Here is a 20,817-nt window from a genome sequence, read left to right on the forward strand (position 1 = left end):
CAACACGTACGCAGGTGTTCCTGTGTGCGCGCTCGCCGTTGCTCTGGCACAGCCGGCCGGCGCCCGACTCTGACCCTCCACCAGTCCATCCTTCAGGACCACTGGAGGAGGGTCGTAGCGGTCCATCGGTTCTGAACCTCCAGCTGTGATTCCTGAGGGACTAGTAGCAATGAAGCAAGAGTTCGTGCGCGCCAAGCCGCACCTCAACATCGGCACCATGGGTCACGTCGACCACGGCAAGACCACCCTGACCGCGGCCATCACCAAGGTCCTGTCCGAAAAGGACCCCTCGGGCACCATCTTCACGGCGTTCGACCGGATCGACCGGGCGCCCGAGGAGCTGGCCCGCGGCATCACGATCAACATCGCGCACGTCGAGTACGAGACGCCGACGCGTCACTACGCGCACGTCGACATGCCCGGCCACGCCGACTACGTGAAGAACATGATCACGGGTGCGGCGCAGCTGGACGGCGCGATCCTGGTGGTGTCCGCGGAGGACGGCACGATGCCGCAGACGCGCGAGCACGTGGTGCTGGCGCACCGCGTGGGCGTGCCGTACGTGGTGGTGGCGCTGAACAAGGCCGACGCGGTGAGCGACCCGGAACTGCTCGACCTGGTGGAGCTGGAGATCCGCGACCTGCTCTCGCAGTACGGCTTCGACGGCGACGCCACCCCGGTCGTGCGGGTGTCCGGCCTGCGCGCGCTGGAAGGCGACCCGAAGTGGGTGCGGTCCGTGGTGTCGTTGCTCGACGCCGTGGACTCGCACGTGCCGGTGCCGGAGCGGGATCTGAGTGGCGCGTTCCTGATGCCGATCGAGAACGTCCTGACCATCACCGGTCGCGGCACCGTCGTGACCGGCGCGGTGGAGCGGGGCGTGCTCGGCGTCGGCGACACGGTCGAGGTGCTCGGCCTCGGCTCGGCGGTGACCTCGGTCGCCACCGGCATCGAGACGTTCGGCAAGCCGATGCGGCAGGCCCAGGCGGGAGACAACGCCGCGGTGCTGCTGCGCGGCGTGAAGCGCGGCGACGTCCGGCGCGGCCAGGTCCTGGCCCTGCCGGGCAGCGTCGCACCGCACACCCGGTTCCGCGCGACCGTGTACCTGCTCTCGCACGCCGAGGGCGGCAGGCACACCGGTATCGCGTCGAACTACCGCCCGCAGTTCCACTTCCGCACCGGCGACGTCGTCGGCGTGGTGGAGCTCGACAGGACGCTGGCCCTGCCAGGTGACACCGTCGAGGTCGTGGTGGAGCTGGGCAAGGCGGTGGCGATGGACACCGGGCTGGGCTTCGCGATCCGCGAGGGCGGCAAGACCGTGGGTGCCGGCACGGTCGGCGAGATCCTCGCCTAGGCGGCGGCGACGGCCCGAGAAGGTGGTCGCGCTGCCTTTGAAAGCGTGGTGGGACATGCCTGTCCCACCACGCTTTCGTCATTCCACAGTCAACTCGGCGCGCAGATCGGCGTTGTCGGGTCTGGGATACGAGCGGGACAGGTAGAGCTCGTCGAGCGGCCGGACGAGCAGCATCAGCTCACGGGCGGCTTGAGCGGGCAAGGCGTGCAGGGCGAGGCGCAGGATCGTGCGGTGCTCGTCCGGTCCGTCGTCCTCGCAGCACGGACAGGACGACGAGTCGGGTGCGGGGCCGTTGATGGCGCGGATCGTTCCGTGCACGAACTTCGACCAGGTCGTGAGCGCCCGGGCTGTCGAGCCGGGGCCGAAGTGGGTTCGTTCGAACGCGGCGATGGCGCGCATCGCGGGTGCGGAGATCCCGGAGATCGGACGAGTCGGACTGGTCCGCTGCTGGCGGACGGGGCGCCTACGCGGCATGGCCCTTTCGGTTGGTCATGCCGCCGATCCTAGCCGGACCCGTCGCTCACCGAGTGCGTCACACCCCGAGCAGAGGCACGACCTGCTTGGCCCAGAACTCGAAGAACCCCTGCTGGTCGGGCCCGATCTGCTGGACGTAGACCTCGTCGAACCCGGCCTCGGCGAACTCCCTGACCTTCTCCGCGTACTTCTCGGGGTCGGGGCCGCACGGGATCGCGTCGCGGATCATGTCCGGCGTGACGAGTTCGGACGCCTGCTCGAAGTGCTTGGGCGTCGGCAGCACCTGGGCGAGCTCGCCGGGTAGGCCGTCGTTGGGCCACAGGCGGTGCGCGGTCGCGACAGCGTCCTCTTCGGACTCCGCCCAGCACACCTTGAGCCCGCTCTGCGCCGGTCCGCGGCCGCCCTCGGCGCGGTACTTCTCCACCAGGTCGCCGGCCGGGCCGACGCACACGTAGCCGTCGCCGCAGCGGGCCGCCAGCTTGACCGCCTTCGGGCCGAACGCGGAGACGTAGATCGGCACCGGGCGTTCGGGCACGGTGTAGATGCGGGCGTTCTCGACGGTGTAGTGCTTGCCGTGGTGGGTGACCTCGTCGCCCTGGTGCAGCGTGCGGATGAGGCCGATAGCCTCCTCCAGCATCTCGAGCCGCACGTCCGCGGACGGCCAGCGGTCGCCCAGCACGTGCTCGTTCAGGGCCTCGCCGCTGCCGACGCCGAGCACGAACCTGCCCTCGGTCTGCACGGCCGCGGTGGCGGCGGCCTGCGCGATGACGGCCGGGTGGATGCGGACGGTCGGGCAGGTGACGGCCGTGGTGATGGGCAGCGTCACGGCCTCGGACAGCGCGCCGATCGTGCCCCAGACGAACGGCGACTGGCCCTGTTCGTCGTTCCACGGGTGGAAGTGGTCGGAGATCCACAGCGCCTCGAAGCCGTGCTCCTGGGCCATGCGGGCGTTGCGGACCAGCTCGCGCGGCCCGTGCTCTTCTGACGAAAGGAAATAGCCCAGTTTCACGGCAGCAACTCCTGGATCTTGGTTTTGAGCCCGCGCGCCATGAAGTCCCACGCGTCCGGGTCGCCGCGCAGCACGGCCTCGGTCATGTCCTTGATCTGCTCGAACGTCGCGTGCGGCGGGATCGGCGGCACGTTCGGGTCGCAGCGCACGTCGAGGACGGTCGAACCGTCGAACGCGAGTGCGGTCTCCCACGCCGTGCCGAGCTGCGCCGGGTCGTTGATCTCGATGCCCTGCAGGCCGATCGACCGCGCGAAGGAGGCGTAGGAGATGTCCGGGAGCGACTGCGACTCCTCGAACTTCGGGGCTCCGCCCATCGCGCGCAGCTCCCACGTGACCTGGTTGAGGTCATTGTTGTGGAACACGCACACCACGCACCGGATGCCGTATCGCCGCAGCGTCAACAGCTCCGCCATGCCGTTCATCTGCATCGCGCCATCCCCGACCAACGCGATCAGCGGCCGGTTCGGCTGCGCGAAGGCGGCACCCAACGCGTACGGCACGGCGCAGCCCATCGTGGCGAGCGTGCCGGACAGCGACGACCGGACGTTGCCGCGGATCTTGAGCAGCCGGGCGTACCAGTTCGTCGCCGAACCCGAGTCAGCGGTGACGATCGCGTTGTGCGGCAGGCGTTTCGAGAGCTCGGAGACGATCCGCATCGGGTTCACGGGATCGGCGGGCACCTGCGCCTGCCGATCGAGGACCTCCCACCAGCGTTCGACGTTCTTCTCGATCGTCTCCCGCCACGAGCGGTCGGTCTTCTGCTCCAGCAACGGGATCAGCGCGCGCAACGTCTCGCGCGCGTCGCCGACGAGGTTGACCTCGGTCGGGTAGCGCATGCCGATCGCCCGGCCGTCGACGTCGATCTGCACACCGCGCGCCTTGCCGTACTCAGGCAGGAACTGCGAGTACGGGAAGTTGGAGCCGACGATCAGCAAACGGTCGCAGTCGCGCATCATCTCGTAGGACGGCCGGGTGCCGAGCAGCCCGATCGACCCCGTCACGTACGGCAGGTCGTCGGGCAGCACGTCCTTGCCCAGCAACGCCTTCGCTACGCCCGCCCCGAGCAGGTCGGCGACCGCGCGCACCTCCTCGGCGGCCTCGCGCGCGCCCTGACCGATCAGGATCGCGACCTTCTCACCGCTGTTGAGCACCTCCGCCGCGCGCCGGACGTCGTCCAGTGCGGGCACGACGGTCGAGCGCGGACGGGACGGCGGGCTCGACGGGATGTACTTGAACTCGTGCTTCGGCGGGGAGTAGTCCTGCTCCTGCACGTCGTTCGGGATGATCAGCACGGCGGGCGCGCGGTCGGCCTGGGCCGTGCGCATCGCCCGGTCCAGCGCGTTCGGCAGCTGCTCGGGCACCGTGACGTCGATCAGGAACGAGGCGACGTCGCGGAACAACGAGTGCAGGTCGACTTCCTGCTGGAAGCTGCCGCCCTGCGCGGTGCGGGCGGTCTGGCCGACGATCGCGACGACCGGCACGCGGTCGAGCTTCGCGTCGTACAGCCCGTTGAGCAGGTGGATCGCGCCCGGTCCCGAGGTCGCGAGGCACACGCCCACGTCACCGCTGAACTTGGCGAAACCGACGGCGGCGAGCGCGGCCATCTCCTCGTGGCGGGTCTGGACGAACTTCGGGTCGTTGTCCGCCTTGCCGAACGCCGCCACGATCCCGTTGATGCCGTCGCCGGGGTACGCGAACACCTGCTTGACGCCCCAGTCGCGCAGGCGTTGCACCACGAAGTCCCCGACGGTCATCCGGAGTTCCCTTCCAGCACGTAGACCGTGTAGGCGGAACGGATGATCGGCTGGGCGACGTTGCGCACCCGCACCCCGCCGGGCGTCAGGCCCTGCTCGGTGCCGAAGTGCGCGTGGCCGTGGACGGCGAGGTGCGCGCCGTTCTTGTCGATGGCCTCGCCGAGCAGGTACGAGCCGAGGAACGGGTAGATCTCCGGCGGCTCGCCCCGCAACGTGTCCGGCACCGGCGCGTAGTGCGTCAGCGCGACCTTGATGTCGGTGTCCAGTTCGGACAGAGCACCGTCGAGGTTCTCGGCGATGTCGCAGGTGTGCTGGATGAACGTTTTCATCTCGCGCTCGCCGAACGCGCTGCCGCACTTGCCCGCGAACCCGCCGCCGAACCCCTTCACGCCCGCGACGCCGATCGAGCAGCCGTTGACCCGGTGGGTGAAGGTCGTGCCTTCCAGCACGACGATGCCCTTGTCCTCCAAGGTCTTCGTGACTTCGAGCGGCTTGTCGTCCTGGTGGTCGTGGTTGCCCAGCACGGCGACGACGGGCACCGGCAGGTCCGCGAACTCGTCCGCGACCACCTCGGCCTCGACGACCGTGCCGTGACGGGTCAGGTCGCCCGCCAGCAACAGGATGTCGGCGTGCTCGCCGACCTTCTCCAAGGCCGGACGCAGGTGCCCGCGCATGTCCTCGCCGAGGTGGATGTCCCCGACCGCAGCGACTCGGATCATCGCAGGTCCTCCTCACCCTCCGGTTCGCCCGCAGGTGTCACGCGCACGTCGTTGAGGATCTTCAGCTCGGGGGCGGCCTCGTGCAGGACCTCCTCGAGCGCGGCGCGGCGGTCTGCGCAGGCGACGTCTCCGGAGAGCATCACGTGATCACCGCGCACGGTGACGCGCACGCCCAGCTCGGCGGTCCGAGGGTCCTCGGCCACCGCCCTACGCAGATTTGCCGCCAGGTACTGCTCGGAACTCATGGCCCCTCCCGATGATGTCCAGGCGTTCGATGAGCACCAGGAACGCTTCCGCGTAAGGGGAGTGCTTGGTCTCCTCGCGCACCTGGCCCCAGTCGATCTGTTCCCGCAACGCCCGTGCGAACGGCAGCAGCTCGCTGAAGTCGCAGCGGTGCCCGTCCAGCACGAGCAGCTTGCTGCTCAGCACGAACGTCGCCGGCATCACCGGCAGCAGCACCGAACCGACGGGCATCTCCTCGGCCATCGCGAGGACCTCGTCGGTCACCGGCCGCTCGTTGGGCCGGAACAGCAGGTCCACCAGCGAGTCGCCGTCGTAGACCTTCAGCAGCCAGTCCTCCGGCGGTTCCGCACCACGCAGTCCCGCCTCCACCAGCACTCGCACGGCCTCGTTGACGTCCTCCTCCTTCACCAGGAGGTCGACGTCGTGCTCACTCACGGGTCCTCCTCGCGCATAACCGGCGCAACCACCGGTCAGGGCGAACGGGATCTCCGCTCCACGTAAGACCTTGGCGACCTTGGTCAAGGTCAGCAGCAGTTCGGCCTGCACGTCGCTCATGCGCTCCCGGTTACCCGGCTGATCGCTTCGTGAACCTCAGTCCGTGGCGAGTCGGGCGTGGGTCTCGGTGTCGTAGCGGACTCCGTCGTGGAGCAGCCGCGCCCTTTCGACACCTTCGACGAGGAACCCGGCCCCGAGCGCGACGCGGCAGGAGGCGGGGTTGTCCAAGCGGTGCGCGAGCTCCAGGCGGAACAGGCCGAGCTCGTCGAACGCGAACTCGCTGACCGCCTGACAGGCCTTGGTCGCGAGTCCCTTGCCCCGCGCCTCCTCGCGCACCCAGTAGGAGATCCACCCGGTGAGGTGACGGCGTTCGACGCTGGAGACGGCGACGTTGCCCACGGGCACGCCCTCGTGCAGCACGGCGAACGAATAGGCGGTGTCCTCGTCACGGCGGGCCGCGAGCAACGCGATCCAGTCCTGTGCTTCGGCGAGCGAGCCGACCGGGGTGGTGAACTGGCGCGCCATCATGTCCTCCCCCGCCGCGGCCAAGACCACCGGTGCGTCGTCGAGGTTCCAGGGCCGCAGCAGGGTGTCCACCACCCCACCTTCCGAATTCGGGCGTCGGGCCGCAACTCAGGGGGCATCCCGCACGTCAGAAGAACAACGGGCGAAGGAGAGCAGATGGTCATTTTCGGCTGGCGGACGACGATCGAGCAGATCCGGATGCTGACGCTGGTGTGCGGGCACTGCCACCACCAGTCGGCGCACAACCTGTTCCGGCGCTACACGAAGCCGACCATCTTCTTCATCCCGCTGTTCACGATCAGCAGCAAGTACGGGCTGCAGTGCACGTTCTGCGGTGTCTCCTACGACATCAGCAAGATGCACGCGCATCAGCTCGTCTGACAGGCCTCGCATCCGGGCGCGTGCTCGTCGGTGGTGACGCGCCCGCACTCCGGGCAGACCAGTTCGAGCAGGCAGGCCGGTTCGGCCTCGGGAACGCGGTCGAGGTCCAGCTCCAGGCGCTCTTCACCACCGGCCATCTTCCGAGCCTACGCGCGGAATCGACGCGCACCGGAGCACCTCCGGCGATGCTTCCGACAAGATTTTTTGTCAAGACTAGCTCCACTGTCTTGACGAAGAGAATTGTCGGGAGCAGGATGGCACCATTCACGCACCGGAGAGGGAGAACCGATGGGGCACGAGTTCACGAGCACCGACGAGATCGAGGTGCCGGCGTCCGTCGAGGACGTCTGGACGGCCATCGCGACGGGGCCGGGCATCGACTCGTGGTTCATGGGCCGCAACGAGGTCGCGAACGGCCAGGTCAAGATGGCCTTCGGCGGGTACGAGCCGACGAGTGAGGTCACCGCGTCCGATCCTCTGCGCCACTTCGCGCACGACAGCGGCAAGGCGCCCGACGGCCGGTTCATCGCCTACGAGTTCCTCGTCGAGGCCCGCGAGCAGAGCAGCACCGTGCTGCGGATGGTCACGAGCGGCTTCCTGCCCGGCGACGACTGGGCCGACGAGTTCGAGGCGATGACGCTGGGCGGCGCGCTGTTCCGCCGCACGCTGCAGGAGTACCTGACGCACTTCGCCGGCCGCACGGCCCGTCCGCTCACGGTCTTCGGGCCGATGATCACCGACTGGGACGAGGCCTGGAAGGAGCTCGACGCGGCGCTGGCCGAGAGGCTGCCGGACGCCGTCGAGTTCCACCGCAACGCCCACACGCTCGCCCTGCGCACCGACCGGGGCATGTACCGCTTCATGCGCGGCTTCCACGGCCCGATGATCGCCGCACACCACGTCTTCGAGGGCGACGAGTCCGAGCAGGACTGGCAGGAGTTCCTCGACACCACCCTGGGAGAGACGAAATGACCCGCTTCACGACTTCCGCCGACGGCACCGAGATCGCCTACTCGATCACCGGTTCCGGGCCGGCGCTGGTCATCGTGGACGGCGCCATGTGCCACCGCATGTTCGGCCCGACCACCGAGCTCGCGTCCGTGCTGGACAAGAACTTCACGGTGCACACCTACGACCGGCGCGGCCGCGGCGAGACCGGGGACGGCGCGACGCCGTGGTCGCTGGAGCGCGAGGTCGAGGACGTCGACGCGGTGATCAGGGAGGCCGGCGGCAGCGCGTTCGTCTTCGGCGTCTCCTCGGGCGCGGTGCTGGCCCTCGAGGCCGCGTCACGGCTGCCGGGCATCTCCCGGCTCGCGATCTACGAGGTGCCGTTCGTCGTGGACGGCACGTACGAGCCGCGCCCGGCCGACATCGTCCGGCGGATGGACGACATGCTCGCCCGCGGCGACCGCTCCGGGATGCTCTCGACGTTCATGAAGATGGTCGGCGTGCCCGGCATCGGTCTCGCGGTGATGAAGCTGACGCCCGTGTGGAAGAAGCTGAAGCCGGTCGCGCACACGCTGCCGTGGGACCTGCGCATCCTCGGCGACGACGGCCGCGGGACGCCCCTGCCCACCGACCGCTGGAACGTCAAGGTGCCGACGCTCGCGATGGACGGCGGCAAGAGCCCCGAGTACCTCCGCAACGCCATGAAGAACGTCGCGGAGGTGGTGGGGGCGGACCACAGGACGCTGCCCGGTCAGACGCACATGTACAAGCCGTCGGTCATGGCGCCGGAGCTCGTCGAGTTCTTCTCGCGGGCCCAGCGCACCGCCGGTCCCATCGCGTAACCGGCCACGACGAACAGCCCGCCGACCAGCGCCCAGCCGACCGCTCCCCACCCGAGCACGACGGTGGTGAGCAGGGCGGGGCCGACCATGCGCGCGACGGCCGTGCCCGTCGCGAAGAAGCCCTGGTACTGGCCCTGCCGGTCGGCGGGGGCGAGGGAGAAGCTGATCTCCCACGCCCCGGAGGCGAGCATCATCTCGCCGAGCACCTGCAGCGCGGCGGCCGCGACCAGCAACGCCGCCGCGGGCCAGGCGCCGAGGCCGAACGCCGTGGTGGCGAACACCGCGCAGGACGCGAACATGATCAGCCCGGCGTGCTTCACGAGCTTCGACGCCTCGTCCAGGCCCGTGGCGCGCCGGGCGATCCGGACCTGGAACAGGACGACGGCCGCGGTGTTGAGCACCAGCAACGCGGCCGCGAGCCACGTCGGCGCCCCGGTCCGCTGCACGATCCACAGCGGGATGATCAGGCTCAGCAGCGGCATGTAGAGCAGCATCACGGCGTTGATCACCGTGATCAGGGCGTACGGGCGGTCCTTCAGGACGTCGAACCTGCCCTTGGTCCTCGACATCACGGTCTCCGGCAGCGTGCTCAGGATCGCCGCCGCCGCGAGGAACGCCACGACGTCGAGCACGAACACGGCCGTGTAGGCGGCCTCTGTGCCGAGGTGCAGCGCGAACCCGCCCGCTGCCGCCCCGATCGCGATGCCCGCGTTGGCCGTGGACTGGATCCGCGCACGGGCCCGGGTGCGTTCGTCCGGCGTGGTGAGGCCCGCGAGGAGTGCCTGCCGGGACGCCTGCAGCCCGCTCTGGAAGCTCGCGTACAGGCACATGACCAGCACGAACGCGGCGAAGTTCCGGGTCAGGAGCAGGATCGCGATGCTGGCGGCGGTGGCGAACGCCAGCACGACGGCGGTGGTGCGCGGCCCCCAGCGGTCGGCGAGATGCCCCAGCGCGACCCCGGCGACCGCGCCGACGCCCCAGGCGAGGGTCAGCGCGAGGCCGACCCTCGCCGCGCTCAGGCCGACGACCTGCGTGAAGTAGAGCGCCGAGACGACGAGGAAACCGCCGTCACCGATCGAGTTCGTCAGCTGTGCGTACGCGAGTCGCCTGGTCATGCTCCGACCGTAAGGCGACTATTGGCCCTGACTGTGGGACAACGAACGGGTTCGTTTCTGGGCCAATTTCGTGCCGGCCCACGACACCGCGAACGCCAGCAGGACGAAGACCACGGCGACGACCAGGCAGTTCAGCAGCACCTCGCCGTAGCCGTTGCGGCGCGGATCCATGAACGGGTACGGGTACCAGTCCACGATCGGGCCCCTGACCAGCGTGTAGGTCAGGTAGGCGAGCGGGAACGACAGCCAGACCCACGCCCGCCTGGTGCGTTCCGGCGCCAGGAGCCACTCCGCGACCACGAGGATCGGGACGACGGTGTGCAGCACCCAGTTCGCGTAGGCGGGCGTCTGCACGTCGATGCCCCGCAGCAGCAGCCAGTAGACGATCCCCGTCGTGCCCATGTAGAGCACCGCCGCGCCCCTGATCTGCGCCGACACCGGGTTGAACACGCCCAGCAGCGCCACCACGGCCGCGAAGACGTTGGAGAGCACCGTGAAGTAGCTGAAGTGGTCGGCCGGCCGGAACCCGTCCCCCAGCACGACCACCAGGTAGACCTCGGCCGAAAGGACCAGCAGGAACACGACCATCCGGAGCAGCTTGATCACGTGGGGAATTAGAACCCGGTTCGGTCAGGGGTGCATCCGGGCGCCCTTGAAGATCTTGTCGACGGCGTTCTTCTGGCCGTGGACCGCGATGCCGACCAGGTCGAGGTCCTGCGTGTGCACCTTGCGGACGGCCGCGCGGTTGTCGGCGTCGTTGCCGGTCGCGAACAGGTCCGCGGTGAAGATCGTCATCACCTGGTCGCGGTTCAGCGCACGCCCGTGGGCCTTCTTGAGCAGGTCCGCGTCGCCCTGCAGGACCACGACGGGCTGGCCGAACATCGCCAGGTAGCGGACGTCGTCGGCGTCGACGTAGGGCTCGCCGCGCAGGGTCTCGGGCAGGCCGCTGACGAGGAAGGCGGTGACGTTCAGCGCCTGCCACCCGGCCAGGTCGTCCCGCAACAGCACAGCGATCTTGGTGTCGAACATGGGCTCCACGATCGCGGGCGTGCGGGTTTCGCGTCTTGTACGTTCCTGACATGAGCGTCACCGCATGGCGGCCGGCGGTGGAGGGCATCAAGGAGGTCTTCCACGCGTCGTTCACCACGCACGTCTACCCAGCGCACACGCACGACGCGTGGACGTTGATGGTGCTCGACGCCGGAGCCGTGCGGTACGAACTGGACCGTCACGAGCACGGCGCGCTCGTCGACGGCGTCACGCTGTTGCCGCCGCACGTGCCGCACGACGGGCGGTCCGCGCTCCCGACCGGCTTCCACAAGCGCGTGCTGTACCTGGACGACTCAGTGCTGCCGTCCGGCCTGATCGGCAAGGCCGTCGACACGCCGATGCTGCCCGATCCCCTGCTCCGCCACCGGGTGCACCAGCTGCACCTCGCGCTGGACGAGCCGCTCGAGGCGTCGTCGCGGCTCGCGCTGATCACCGAACGCCTGACGCACCACTTCGCCGGCACCACTCCCGCCGTGCACGCGGATCCGACGCTCGCCGACCGGTTGCGGCAGCTGCTCGACGCCTCGCTGCCGTCGGGGATCTCGCTCGCGGAGGCCGCTCTCGAACTGCAGACCAGTCCCACGCACCTCGTGCGGGCGTTCAGCCGCCGGTTCGGGTTGCCGCCGCACCGGTACCTGACCGGCCGCCGGGTGGACCTCGCGCGCGGCCTCCTGGTCGAGGGCCGGTCCGCGGCGGAGGTGGCGGTGCTGGCCGGGTTCCACGACCAGTCGCACCTCACGCGCCATTTTCGCCGTGTCCTGGGTACGAGCCCCGGCCGGTTCGTACGCTGACACCGTGCAGGTCGGCATTCTCGGGCCCGTCGAGGCCCACTCCCCGGACGGCAGGATCGCGGTGGGCGGCCCGCGGCCGCGCACCCTGCTCGCGTTGCTGGCGATCCGGGTGGGCGAGATCGTCCCGCTCGACCGGCTGGTCGACGAGCTCTACGGCTCCACTCCACCGGCGGACGCCGCGAACGCCTTGCAGGGCCAGGTTTCCCGGCTGCGCCGAGCGCTCGGCGACGCGTCCCTGATCGAGTTCCACCCGGCCGGGTACCGCCTGGCGTTGCCCGAGCGGGAGGTCGACGCGCACCGGTTCGCGGCGCTGGCGGCGGACGGCCGGCGGGCGTTGGAGCAGGGCGACCCGCAGGCGGCGGAATCCCTTCTGTCCGAAGCACTGCGGCTCTGGCGCGGGCCGGCGCTCGCCGACGTCGCGCTGGACGGCCACGCGACTCGCCTGGAGCAGCAACGGTCTGCTGCTCTCGGCTCCCTGGTCGCCGCGCGGATCCGGCTCGGCAAGGCCGATGTCGCGCAGGTCCAGGACCTGGTGCGGCAGAACCCGCTGGACGAACGCCTGCGCGGGTACCTGATGCAGGCGCTGAACCAGCAGGGGCGTCAAGCCGAGGCGCTGCAGGCCTTCGAGGACGCCCGCGCGGTGCTGGCCGACGAACTCGGCACCGACCCGTCACCCGAACTGCGCGCGGTGCACCTGCAGGTCCTGCGCGGCCAGACCCACCGCGAGCTCCCAGCCCAGCTGACGACGTTCGTCGGCAGGCAGGAGGAACTGCGGCGGATCGCGGCGCTGACGTCCCGGCTCGTCACGCTCACCGGTCCCGGCGGCGCGGGCAAGACCAGGCTCGCGCTGCAGGCCGCCGGTCCCGGTGCGATCTTCGTCGACCTGGCCCCGGCCAAGGACGTCGCGGCGGCGACCCTGCAGGCGCTGGGGCTCAAGGAAACCGTGCTGGAGCCGGAGGACCGCCTGACGCTGGCCCTGCGCGAGCGCTCGGCGTTGCTGATCCTGGACAACTGCGAACACCTGGTCGTCCAGGCCGCCCGGCTGGCCGGGCACCTGCTCAGCACGTGCCCGTCGCTGCGCATCCTCGCCACGAGCCGGGAAGCGCTCGGCATCACCGGCGAGACGCTGTGCCCGGTGCCGCCGCTCGACCCCGAGCAGAGCGTGGCGCTGTTCGCCGACCGCGCCCGCCTGGTCAACCCGGCGTTCGTGCTCGACCGGCACACCACCGACATCTGCCGCGAGCTCGACGGCCTGCCGCTGGCGATCGAACTGGCCGCCGCCCGCACCCGCACGCTGACCACCGAGGAGATCGCGGACCGCCTGAACGACCGCTTCCGCCTGCTCACCAAGGGAAACCGCGCCGCGGCACCGCGCCACCAAACGCTGCGCGCGGTCGTGGAGTGGAGCTGGGACCTGCTGTCCGTGCAGGAGCGGGACCTGGCCGCCTGCCTGGCCACGTTCAGCGGCGGGGCGACCCTGGAGGCCGTCGAGGTGGTGTGCGGGCACGACGTCGAGGTGCTGGACGCGTTGGTGGACAAGTCCCTGGTGGAGGCGAGTGACGGCCGCTACCGGATGCTGGAGACCATCCGCGAGTTCTGCTCGCAGCACAAACGCGTCGACGCCGCCCACGCCGCGTACTTCCACGACCTCGCCCGCCGCGCGGATCCCGAACTGCGCCAACGGGATCAGGTTCGGTGGTTCGCCCGGCTGACCGCCGAGCACGCGAACCTGATGCAGGCCGTCGCCTGGGCCGCCGAGCACGAGCCGGAACGGGCGTTGCGGCTCGTGAGCGACCTGTCCTGGTACTGGTACGTGAAGGGCAGTCGCAACGAAGTCCTCGGCACAGCGGAGAAACTGCTCTCCGTCGTCGAGGAGGAGACCACCGAGCGGTACGCGATCCTGCTGGCCCTCGCCGCGCCGGAACGCGTGCAGGCCGTGCTGACGCGGTTGGAGGGACCGATCACCCAGCCGTTCGTGCTCATCGCCTGGGCGATGCTCACCGGCCCGCCGGACCCCGGCGCCCCGCGCACCCCGTTGCAGGACGAGGTCGAGCACAGCGACGACCCGTGGATCCAGGGCCTGATCGGGTTCAGCAACTCCTACACCGGCTGGGCCGCGCGCGGGAACCGCGAGCTCGCGATCGAGCAGTCCCGCGAGGCGTTGCGGCGGTTCCAGGACCTGGGCGAGCGCTGGGGTGCCGCGCAGGTGCTCGACGTGCTGGCCAACCTCACCCAGGACCCCGTCGAAGCACTCGCCCTGACCGACGAGGCGCTGCGCGTCGTGGCGGAACTCGGTGCGAAGGAAGAACTCGCCGAGTTCCGGCAACGGCGCGGGGACCGGTTGCTCGACCTCGACGAGGCCGCGGCGGAACGCGACTACCTGCAGGCGCTGGAGCAGGCGACGCAGGCGGGCCTGGCAGCCACCCGCGCACTCGCGAACGCGGGCCTCGCCAGGATCGCCTGGCGCAGAGGTGATCCCGCGCGGGCGGAGGAGCTGCTGCGGGACGCCCAGCGGGAGCTCGGGTTCGGGTGGATGCACACCGCGGCCAAGCAGCAGGTCGACGAGGTGCTCGAGGAGCTGCTGCGGAGCCGGGGAGCCTGATCGCGCGGACAGGTCACCGCGGAGGACCTCGGTCCTCCGCGGTGAACGACTCGGGCGGGCCTACGGTCCGCTGATGATCTTCAGCATCTGCTGGATCTGGCCCTGCCTGGTGGCGATGACCCGCTCGGCGTACGCCGTCGTCTCCGGGTTCATGCCGTCCTTCTTCTCATCGAGGGCCATCTCGACGCCGGCGCCCTGATGACCGGTCATCAGGTTGAGGAAGTTCATGTCGAACTCGGCGCCGTTCTTGTCCTTGGCCTCGTTGATGACCTTGTCGTCGAGCAGTGGCTGACCTCCGTGGGCGACGTGCAGGTTCGCGCCGTCGCCTTCCGGCTTGTCCCACAGCTTCAGCCACGACTTGAGCATCGTGAGCTCCTCGCGCTGGGTCACGTCGATCGCGCCCGCGAGGTCCTTCGCCTCCTGGCTGGTCGCCTTCGCCAGCCCCACCTGCGAGAGGCTGATGCCCAGTTGCAGGTGGTCCACCATCATCTGCACGAACGTCACGTCCGCGTCGTTGAACCTCGCACTGGCGCCGGGAACGGGTGGTGCGGCGGAAGAAGCGCCGTGCCCGTGGGCTCCTTGGCCCTCCGGCACGACCGCTTCTCCGCCGCACCCCGCCAGCGCCAGGACCGCGACCGCGATCACCAGGCGCTTCATCGGGTCAGACCTTCTCCCACAGCGCCGCCACGTTCGGCGGTTCCCAGCCGGTCAGCGAGGTGTGCGCCTGACGGCAGCGGTAGCTCGAACCGCCGTAGGTGACGGTCGAGCCGACCGCGTAGGAGGTGTTCGCCGCCCACGTGCCACCGGCGGGCGGTTGCTGCGTCGTCGTGGTGACAGGCGGGTTCGTGGTCGTGGGGGGACGGGTGGTCGTGGTGGTGGGCGGCGGGTTCGTCGTGCCACCACCGTTGATGTTGAGGTCGATGCACGAGTAGAACGCGTTCACCGTGTCGCCGATGTTCCAGATCGCGTAGAGCTTCTGGCGACCGGTGAACCCGCCGAGGTTGATCGTGTGCGTGGTCGGGTTGCTCGGCTGCGCGTTGTTGCCGGACACGAAGCCGACGCGCGTGCCGCCGATGAAGTACTCGTAGTCGCGTGTGACGTGCCGCGCGGTGAAGGTCCAGGTCAGCGTCAGGCTGCTGCCGGTGTTGTGGACCTTCCAGGGCAGGGCGTCGTTGTCGAGCTCGCGGAAGGCGCCGTTCGCTCCGCTGCAGTTCTTCAGGCCCTTGGGGCCCTCGGCGCTCTGCGGCTCGTACCTGGCTTGACCACAGGTGTCGCCGAGCGCCCCTTGGGCGCACTGAGCCGCACGGCTGGCCGGCGACGAGATGTATCCGTGCGCGCTGGCCGAACCGACCGGCGTGATGAAGACGATTGCAGGGACAGCGGCCAGGACGAGCGCCGCTTTGCGCATGAGTTTCATTCGTCCGAACTCCTTGGATCGTTCCCAAACGGGTTGACCCGTAGGCAGGGGGCGGGAACCGGGAGCGCTTCAGGGACGCTCACCGATCCAGTGTCGGTCTGTGGTCTAGACCATAAACCGACTTTCGGAAAGTGGTCAAGTGATCATCGGCGAAGAGCCGAAAACTGGTTCCCAGCAACAGTTCCGCACACGCGGGCGGCATCGGCATCCGCCGTTCGGGTCACTGGAGCAGACCACTCGGCCCAGCGGTACGAATCGCTCAGGCTGGGTAACCCAGTCCCATGCGCGAATTCGACGAGCCCAGCAGGACGTCCGGTCCCGGCGTCGTGGCCGACGGCCCCGCCGGGGCCCCGACAGTGCTCGTGATCGATCCAGCCGGCGAGGCGCCGCACAACGAGATCCCCGCGACCTGGCGGAATCTGACGGACCGCCTGCGGATCGTCTGGCTGCGCGTACCGGCCGCGCCGACCTGGCAGTCCACAGTGGACAAGGTGCTGACCATGCACCGCGACGACGTCAAGCCGGTGCTCGACGTCGTCACCAGCGGCCCGATCGCGGCGGACGTGCTCGACCTGGTCCGACGGCACGAGGACCTGGTCCGCTCGGTGCTGCTGGTGGACCCCGAGGTGGAGGTGCACGACGAGTTCGCCCGCGTGGTCGTGCGCAGCTCCGACTCCCCTGACGACCGCATCCCGCCGCCACTGCCGCTGGGCCACCCCGACGTCGTCTTCGGCGTGGTGGAGGAGCTCGACAGGCTGGGGTGAAGCTTAGGTTCAAGAAGTTTCACTGAACCGGACAGATCGGCCACCCGTATCCCTCGGCAGGGAACTGAGACGGGAGGCTTGATGCGAGCGCGTCTGCTCATCATCGTGCTAGGGCTGGTTGCGCTGACGGGCTGTTCATCGGTCGGCGGCGGCTCGGGCGAACCAGCGGCCAACGAGGCGGACGCGACGTTCTCGTTGCGGATGATTCCGCACCACCACCAGACGATCGACATCGCCACGGTCGCCAGGACGAAGTCCAAGGACCAGTTCGTCATCGACGTGGCCGACAAGATCGCCACCGCCGAGGCCGGCGAGATCGAGCAGATGGCCACGTACCTGCGCAGCTGGAACATCCAGGTGCCGGGCAACGACGCCAACGCCGCGCACAAGATGGCCGGCATGATGACCGCCAAGGACGTCGAGGCGCTGAAGTCCGCCACGGGCAAGCAGTACGACGACCTGTTCCTCGCCACCCTCTCCCGCCACCTCCGCAGTGGCGTGGACATGGCGAAGGACGCCCAGGCCAAGGGCGAGCACATCGGCTCGAAGGCCCTGGCCGGCAAAATCATCGTGTCGCAGACCGAGGTGCTCGACCAGATCGCCGCCAAGCAGAAGTCCTGACACCGCACCAGGACCAGCTCTGCCACACACACGTCCACCGCCGCCGGGCAGTGGACGTGCAGGCATGTCCGGACCTGAATCCGGTACGGCAAACCGCTGTGCCCCAATAGGCTCAGCTCATGTACCCACAGGTGGAGCCCTACGCCCAGGGCATGCTCGACGTAGGCGACGGCCAGCAGATCCACTGGGAGGCCAGCGGCAACCCGGACGGCAAACCGGCGTGCGTCTTCCACGGCGGCCCGGGCTCCGGCTCCCACCCGAGGTGGCGCGAGGACTTCGACCCCGCCCACTGGAACCTGGTCCTCTGGGACCAGCGCGGCGCCGGCCGCAGCACCCCGTCGGCGGCGGACCCGGCCACCGGCATGGAGCACAACACCACCCAGCACCTGATCGACGACGCCGAGAAGCTCCGCGAGCACCTCGGGATCGACAGGTGGCTGCTGATCGGCGGTTCCTGGGGCTCCACGCTGATCCTCGCCTACGCGATCCAGCACCCGAACAGGGTCAGCGAGATCATCATCCCCGCGGTCACCACGAGCCGTCCGGAAGAGCACGCGTGGATCACCCGCGGCCTCGGCCTCTTCTACCCGGACCACTTCGACGCGTTCCGCGACGGCGTTCTGGAAGAGGACCGTGACGGCAACCTGGCCCTGGCCTACAGCAAGCTGCTGGAGTCACCGGATCCCGAGGTCCGCGAGAAGGCCGCGTGGGACTGGAGCAAGTGGAACCTGTCCACGATCACCGGCGGCGACAACGACTTCACCGGCACCCGCTACGAGGACCCGGCCACGCGCTACCGGCTCGCACGGACCGTCAGCCACTACTGGGGCAACGAGGCGTTCCTCGAGCCCGACCACATCTTCGACAACCTCGACAGGCTCAGGGGCATCCCCGGTGTGCTGATCCACGGCCGCAACGACTTCGGCGGGCCGCTGTACACCGCGTGGGAGGTCGCGAAGAAGTGGCCCGACGCCGAACTGGTGATCCTGAACGACGCCGGTCACGTCATCATGGAGGGCAACAGCATGGACGAGGCCATCGCCGCCGCCGTCGAGAAGTTCCGCTAGGGAGCTGGGCGACGGGTCGCGTGACGCTCCGGCCGGGAGCTCGTTGCGCGGGAGCGGCCGTCAACGCTGCCAGAGGAACGCGGCATTTCCGCAGGCCCGGCAGTGGAAGACGTAACCCAGGCCCCCGCCGCCGAAGTTGGCCGCGGTCGAGGAGTCGTGCCCCTCTTCGAGCTGGACCGTGAACGTCATGCGAGTGCTGCAGGACGGGCAAGCGGGCGTCTCGTCGTGTTGAAGCCAGTCGGGTTCGCCACCCAGCCGCCCGAGGACGGACTCCTCCTCCCGCTCTTCGGCGGGGCGAGGACGCAGGACGGTCACCGCGCCGAGCAGCGTCGCGCCCTCGGCGGGGACGACGGCTGCCGAGAGCGGATCGGTGAACAAAAGGGCACGGTTGGCGCCGGAGGCGGCGTCCCAGTAATCGCACATGCCAGGGTCGTTCTGGCACATGAACACCGCCACCGTCCCGAATTCGAGAGGCAGATGGGCGAGGAACTGCATGGCCCCACCGCACTCGCGGCACAGCGGCCAGGCGAAGCCGTCCGGGACCAGCGGGACTCCACCGGTGCGCAGAACGGGTGCGTCGGCTGCGGCTTCCCCGCCGTGGACCAGGAGCATGGTCACAGCCTAGGCCGCTCGGCCCGGTCGGCTTCGCTGCTGTCCCAGGGCGCTACCCGACGTGCACGCGTGGCCGGCGGGCCGGGTCCGACTCGGCCGAGCGGATGATCTCGCGCACGACCGGGGGCGTGTCGCCGCGACCGAGGATCAGGTAGCGGAAGAGGTGTCCCAGCGGATTCCCCTCCGACCACTCGAAGTGCGCGTGCGGGATCACGCCGGTGGAGTCGCGCAGCGCCAGCAGGATCGCCGCGATCGCGTTGGGCGCGGCGGGGGCCGAGGCGCGCAGCACGCGGTGGCCCTCGACCTCGACGCCGGACACGCACAGCACGTTGCTGAACGCCGACGGGTCGACGATGTCGATCTCCAGGAAGAGCACGTCCGCCGTGCCCGGCACCGGGTTGATGCCGCGCTGCTCGGTCTCCTTCTCGTCGTACTCCGCCTTGTCACCGGCCTGGCGGCGGTTCGCGATCAGCGTGATCCGGTCGTCGTAGGTGATCGTGTCGGTGATGAACTTCCGCGCGGTCTCGTCGAACTTGATGCTGTCGACCCGCAGCTCGGTCGTGCGGGAGATCCGCGACACCAGCGAGATCACCACGATGCCGATGATGAAGCCGAACGAGATCGTGATGCCGTCCGGCTTCTCGATGACGTTCTCCGCCAGCGCGTAGAGCAGCACCAGCGTCAGCAACGTGAACCCGATCCCCGCGCCGCGCTGTCCCTTGCGCCAGGCCGACACCGTCACCGCGAACGATCCGGAGACCATCATCGCGAGGATGCCCGTCGCGTAGGCGCCGGCCTGCGCGTTCACGTCGGCGTTGAAGATGATCGTGATGATGATGCAGATGACCGTGTAGACGATCACGACGGGACGGACGGCGCGTCCCCACTCCGGCGCCATGCCGTAGGAGGGCAGGTAGCGCGGCACGATGTTGATCAGACCGGCCATCGCCGAGGCACCGGCGAACCACAGGATCAGGATGCTGCTGATGTCGTAGACCGTGCCGAACGCCTCGCCTAGCAGTTCGTGCGCCAGGTACGCCAGCGCACGGCCGTTCGCCGGGCCGCCGGGGGCGAACTTGTCCTGCGGCACCAGCACCGTGGTGATGAACGACGTGGCGACCAGGTACACCGACATGATCAACGCGGCGGTCGTCAGCAGCTTGCGCGTGTTGCGCACCCGGCTCTCGAGGCGCTCCTGCGGCGTCTTGCCGGAGGCCGCGACCAGCGGCATCATGCTCACCCCCGTCTCGAAGCCGGACAGGCCGAGCACCAGCAGCGGGAAGGCCAGGACCGCCGGTCCGACGACACCGAGGAAGCCGTCGCCGTGCGCGCCCAGCGCCGCCACCCAGCGGTCGAGGGCGTCCGGCGTCGCGAAGACGTCCACGAGCCCCACCACGGCCACCACGGCGTTCAGGGCGAGGAACACCGCCACCAACGGGATCGCGACGCCCACGGCCTCGCTGAAGCCCATCAGGAACACCCCGCCGAGGATCAGCAGCAGCACGATCGTCAGCCAGAGCTCGGTGCCGTGCAACGCCTCCGGCACGTACGGGTTCTCCAGCGCGTGCACCGAGGCGTCGGCCGCGGACAGCGTGATCGTGATGATCCACGACGTCGCCACGAACCCCAGCAGCACCAGCACGAAGATCTTGCCGCGCCAGAACGGCAGCAGGTTCTCCAGCATCGCCACGGACCCCTGGCCGTTCGGGCTCTCCCGCGCCACCCGCCGGTACATCGGCAACATGCCGAGCAGCGTCAGGGCCACGATGAGCAACGTCGCCAGCGGGGACAGCGCGCCGGCGGCGAGAGCGGCGATGCCGGGAAGGTAGGACAGGGTGGAGAAGTAGTCGACGCCGGTGAGCGTCATGACCTTCCACCACGGGTGCGGCTCGGCGTGCGACTCGTGGCTCTCCGGCCCGGTCGGCGCCACGCGGTCCGCGAGCAGCCACCTGCCCAGCGGCCCGCCGGGCGGTGCCGGCCTCTCCGGGCTCGGGACCTCGGCGGGGACGGCGTACTCCGTGCTCATGGCGCAGAGCA

At 69.5% G+C, this 20,817-nt stretch carries 24 protein-coding genes; 9 read left to right on the forward strand and 15 right to left on the reverse strand.

Annotated features, from left to right (window positions below; translation table 11 throughout):
* The first annotated feature begins 169 nt into the window (after positions 1-169).
* Entirely contained in the window at positions 170-1,351 is a 1,182-nt protein-coding gene (gene tuf, locus IE307_RS24660) for an elongation factor Tu (protein ID WP_191301542.1), read from the forward strand.
* Positions 1,352-1,429: 78 nt separating this feature from the next.
* Here the strand turns inward: tuf and IE307_RS24665 are convergent, their stop codons facing one another.
* Genes IE307_RS24665 through IE307_RS24695 form a run of 7 tightly spaced genes read right to left on the reverse strand, consistent with a single transcriptional unit; the run spans position 1,430 to position 6,642 of the window.
* Positions 1,430-1,825 carry a hypothetical protein gene (locus IE307_RS24665; protein ID WP_191301544.1) on the reverse strand — a complete coding sequence of 132 codons (396 nt, stop codon included), beginning with the start codon at positions 1,823-1,825 and terminating at the stop codon, positions 1,430-1,432.
* Positions 1,826-1,883: 58 nt separating this feature from the next.
* Positions 1,884-2,834 carry a TIGR03557 family F420-dependent LLM class oxidoreductase gene (locus tag IE307_RS24670; RefSeq protein WP_191301546.1) on the reverse strand — a complete coding sequence of 317 codons (951 nt, stop codon included), beginning with the start codon at positions 2,832-2,834 and terminating at the stop codon, positions 1,884-1,886.
* Positions 2,831-4,588 carry a thiamine pyrophosphate-requiring protein gene (locus tag IE307_RS24675; RefSeq protein ID WP_191301547.1) on the reverse strand — a complete coding sequence of 586 codons (1,758 nt, stop codon included), beginning with the start codon at positions 4,586-4,588 and terminating at the stop codon, positions 2,831-2,833. The genes IE307_RS24670 and IE307_RS24675 overlap by 4 nt, the downstream gene beginning before the upstream one ends.
* Positions 4,585-5,307 (reverse strand): metallophosphoesterase family protein, encoded by a 723-nt coding sequence (locus IE307_RS24680; protein WP_191301549.1) that lies wholly within the window; start codon positions 5,305-5,307, stop codon positions 4,585-4,587. Before IE307_RS24680 ends, IE307_RS24675 begins: the two co-directional genes overlap by 4 nt.
* On the reverse strand, positions 5,304-5,510 hold the full coding sequence (locus IE307_RS24685; protein WP_308436395.1) for a BON domain-containing protein: 207 nt from the start codon (positions 5,508-5,510) through the stop codon (positions 5,304-5,306). Before IE307_RS24685 ends, IE307_RS24680 begins: the two co-directional genes overlap by 4 nt.
* A 4-nt stretch (positions 5,511-5,514) precedes the next feature.
* Positions 5,515-6,105: a nucleotidyltransferase family protein gene (locus tag IE307_RS24690; protein WP_191301554.1), complete on the reverse strand. Its 591-nt coding sequence runs from the start codon at positions 6,103-6,105 to the stop codon at positions 5,515-5,517.
* A 36-nt stretch (positions 6,106-6,141) separates the two neighbouring features.
* On the reverse strand, positions 6,142-6,642 hold the full coding sequence (locus IE307_RS24695) for a GNAT family N-acetyltransferase (RefSeq protein ID WP_229905024.1): 501 nt from the start codon (positions 6,640-6,642) through the stop codon (positions 6,142-6,144).
* 84 nt (positions 6,643-6,726) lie between these two features.
* Here IE307_RS24695 and IE307_RS24700 point away from each other — a divergent pair, with 84 nt between their 5' ends.
* Complete coding sequence (locus IE307_RS24700; protein ID WP_191301558.1) at positions 6,727-6,951, forward strand: zinc-ribbon domain-containing protein; 225 nt, start codon at positions 6,727-6,729, stop codon at positions 6,949-6,951.
* On the opposite strand, the gene IE307_RS24705 is transcribed toward IE307_RS24700, so the two are convergent.
* Complete coding sequence (locus IE307_RS24705; RefSeq protein WP_191301560.1) at positions 6,939-7,088, reverse strand: hypothetical protein; 150 nt, start codon at positions 7,086-7,088, stop codon at positions 6,939-6,941. The two genes, IE307_RS24700 and IE307_RS24705, sit on opposite strands and share 13 nt — an antisense overlap.
* A 151-nt stretch (positions 7,089-7,239) precedes the next feature.
* Between IE307_RS24705 and IE307_RS24710 the strand changes: the two genes are divergently transcribed.
* Complete coding sequence (locus IE307_RS24710; protein WP_191301562.1) at positions 7,240-7,923, forward strand: SRPBCC family protein; 684 nt, start codon at positions 7,240-7,242, stop codon at positions 7,921-7,923.
* Positions 7,920-8,741 carry an alpha/beta fold hydrolase gene (locus IE307_RS24715; RefSeq protein ID WP_191301564.1) on the forward strand — a complete coding sequence of 274 codons (822 nt, stop codon included), beginning with the start codon at positions 7,920-7,922 and terminating at the stop codon, positions 8,739-8,741. The genes IE307_RS24710 and IE307_RS24715 overlap by 4 nt, the downstream gene beginning before the upstream one ends.
* Here the strand turns inward: IE307_RS24715 and IE307_RS24720 are convergent.
* From IE307_RS24720 to IE307_RS24730, 3 genes are read right to left on the reverse strand one after another with little or no spacing between them, the layout of a single operon-like run.
* Positions 8,651-9,856, reverse strand: a complete 1,206-nt coding sequence (locus tag IE307_RS24720) for an MFS transporter (RefSeq protein ID WP_191301566.1) — start codon at positions 9,854-9,856, stop codon at positions 8,651-8,653. The genes IE307_RS24715 and IE307_RS24720 overlap by 91 nt on opposite strands.
* A gap of 18 nt (positions 9,857-9,874) precedes the next feature.
* The gene (locus IE307_RS24725) at positions 9,875-10,462 is read right to left on the reverse strand and encodes a Pr6Pr family membrane protein (RefSeq protein ID WP_229905025.1); all 588 of its coding nucleotides are present in this window, start codon (positions 10,460-10,462) and stop codon (positions 9,875-9,877) included.
* 24 nt (positions 10,463-10,486) lie between these two features.
* A complete protein-coding gene (locus IE307_RS24730) occupies positions 10,487-10,885 on the reverse strand; it encodes a DUF2000 domain-containing protein (RefSeq protein ID WP_191301568.1) in 399 nt (132 codons plus the stop codon).
* A 50-nt stretch (positions 10,886-10,935) separates the two neighbouring features.
* On the opposite strand from IE307_RS24730, the gene IE307_RS24735 reads away from it, so the two are divergent.
* Together IE307_RS24735 and IE307_RS24740 are read left to right on the forward strand one after the other, a co-directional pair.
* Positions 10,936-11,697, forward strand: coding sequence for an AraC family transcriptional regulator (locus IE307_RS24735; RefSeq protein WP_191301570.1), 762 nt, complete (start codon positions 10,936-10,938; stop codon positions 11,695-11,697).
* Between the two features lie 4 nt (positions 11,698-11,701).
* Positions 11,702-14,299 (forward strand): ATP-binding protein, encoded by a 2,598-nt coding sequence (locus tag IE307_RS24740; RefSeq protein ID WP_191301572.1) that lies wholly within the window; start codon positions 11,702-11,704, stop codon positions 14,297-14,299.
* A gap of 60 nt (positions 14,300-14,359) precedes the next feature.
* Here the strand turns inward: IE307_RS24740 and IE307_RS24745 are convergent, their stop codons facing one another.
* Positions 14,360-14,956: a DUF305 domain-containing protein gene (locus IE307_RS24745; RefSeq protein ID WP_191301574.1), complete on the reverse strand. Its 597-nt coding sequence runs from the start codon at positions 14,954-14,956 to the stop codon at positions 14,360-14,362.
* A gap of 4 nt (positions 14,957-14,960) precedes the next feature.
* Positions 14,961-15,716 (reverse strand): lytic polysaccharide monooxygenase, encoded by a 756-nt coding sequence (locus IE307_RS24750; RefSeq protein ID WP_191301576.1) that lies wholly within the window; start codon positions 15,714-15,716, stop codon positions 14,961-14,963.
* A gap of 281 nt (positions 15,717-15,997) precedes the next feature.
* On the opposite strand from IE307_RS24750, the gene IE307_RS24755 reads away from it, so the two are divergent.
* From IE307_RS24755 to pip, 3 genes are all read left to right on the forward strand, one after another.
* Complete coding sequence (locus tag IE307_RS24755) at positions 15,998-16,480, forward strand: hypothetical protein (RefSeq protein WP_191301578.1); 483 nt, start codon at positions 15,998-16,000, stop codon at positions 16,478-16,480.
* 81 nt (positions 16,481-16,561) lie between these two features.
* Entirely contained in the window at positions 16,562-17,101 is a 540-nt protein-coding gene (locus IE307_RS24760) for a DUF305 domain-containing protein (protein WP_191301580.1), read from the forward strand.
* A gap of 119 nt (positions 17,102-17,220) precedes the next feature.
* The gene (gene pip / locus IE307_RS24765; protein ID WP_191301582.1) at positions 17,221-18,168 is read left to right on the forward strand and encodes a prolyl aminopeptidase; all 948 of its coding nucleotides are present in this window, start codon (positions 17,221-17,223) and stop codon (positions 18,166-18,168) included.
* Between the two features lie 60 nt (positions 18,169-18,228).
* On the opposite strand, the gene IE307_RS24770 is transcribed toward pip, so the two are convergent.
* Positions 18,229-18,780 (reverse strand): hypothetical protein, encoded by a 552-nt coding sequence (locus IE307_RS24770; protein WP_191301584.1) that lies wholly within the window; start codon positions 18,778-18,780, stop codon positions 18,229-18,231.
* A 52-nt stretch (positions 18,781-18,832) separates the two neighbouring features.
* Positions 18,833-20,806, reverse strand: coding sequence for an APC family permease (locus IE307_RS24775; protein ID WP_191301586.1), 1,974 nt, complete (start codon positions 20,804-20,806; stop codon positions 18,833-18,835).
* Between the last annotated feature and the right edge of the window lie 11 nt (positions 20,807-20,817).

The sequence above is a fragment of the Lentzea cavernae genome, assembly GCF_014653695.1.
In the GTDB taxonomy this organism is placed as follows: Bacteria; Actinomycetota; Actinomycetes; order Mycobacteriales; family Pseudonocardiaceae; genus Lentzea; species Lentzea cavernae.

Coding starts and splice junctions, on each gene's coding strand:
- tuf (WP_191301542.1), top strand. CDS start 170: ATGAAGCAAGAGTTCGTGCGCGCCAAGCCGCACCTCAACATCGGCACC.
- IE307_RS24665 (WP_191301544.1), bottom strand. CDS start 1,825: ATGCCGCGTAGGCGCCCCGTCCGCCAGCAGCGGACCAGTCCGACTCGT.
- IE307_RS24675 (WP_191301547.1), bottom strand. CDS start 4,588: ATGACCGTCGGGGACTTCGTGGTGCAACGCCTGCGCGACTGGGGCGTC.
- IE307_RS24680 (WP_191301549.1), bottom strand. CDS start 5,307: ATGATCCGAGTCGCTGCGGTCGGGGACATCCACCTCGGCGAGGACATG.
- IE307_RS24690 (WP_191301554.1), bottom strand. CDS start 6,105: ATGAGCGACGTGCAGGCCGAACTGCTGCTGACCTTGACCAAGGTCGCC.
- IE307_RS24700 (WP_191301558.1), top strand. CDS start 6,727: ATGGTCATTTTCGGCTGGCGGACGACGATCGAGCAGATCCGGATGCTG.
- IE307_RS24705 (WP_191301560.1), bottom strand. CDS start 7,088: ATGGCCGGTGGTGAAGAGCGCCTGGAGCTGGACCTCGACCGCGTTCCC.
- IE307_RS24710 (WP_191301562.1), top strand. CDS start 7,240: ATGGGGCACGAGTTCACGAGCACCGACGAGATCGAGGTGCCGGCGTCC.
- IE307_RS24715 (WP_191301564.1), top strand. CDS start 7,920: ATGACCCGCTTCACGACTTCCGCCGACGGCACCGAGATCGCCTACTCG.
- IE307_RS24720 (WP_191301566.1), bottom strand. CDS start 9,856: ATGACCAGGCGACTCGCGTACGCACAGCTGACGAACTCGATCGGTGAC.
- IE307_RS24730 (WP_191301568.1), bottom strand. CDS start 10,885: ATGTTCGACACCAAGATCGCTGTGCTGTTGCGGGACGACCTGGCCGGG.
- IE307_RS24735 (WP_191301570.1), top strand. CDS start 10,936: ATGAGCGTCACCGCATGGCGGCCGGCGGTGGAGGGCATCAAGGAGGTC.
- IE307_RS24745 (WP_191301574.1), bottom strand. CDS start 14,956: ATGAAGCGCCTGGTGATCGCGGTCGCGGTCCTGGCGCTGGCGGGGTGC.
- IE307_RS24750 (WP_191301576.1), bottom strand. CDS start 15,716: ATGAAACTCATGCGCAAAGCGGCGCTCGTCCTGGCCGCTGTCCCTGCA.
- IE307_RS24755 (WP_191301578.1), top strand. CDS start 15,998: ATGCGCGAATTCGACGAGCCCAGCAGGACGTCCGGTCCCGGCGTCGTG.
- IE307_RS24760 (WP_191301580.1), top strand. CDS start 16,562: ATGCGAGCGCGTCTGCTCATCATCGTGCTAGGGCTGGTTGCGCTGACG.
- pip (WP_191301582.1), top strand. CDS start 17,221: ATGTACCCACAGGTGGAGCCCTACGCCCAGGGCATGCTCGACGTAGGC.
- IE307_RS24770 (WP_191301584.1), bottom strand. CDS start 18,780: ATGCTCCTGGTCCACGGCGGGGAAGCCGCAGCCGACGCACCCGTTCTG.
- IE307_RS24775 (WP_191301586.1), bottom strand. CDS start 20,806: ATGAGCACGGAGTACGCCGTCCCCGCCGAGGTCCCGAGCCCGGAGAGG.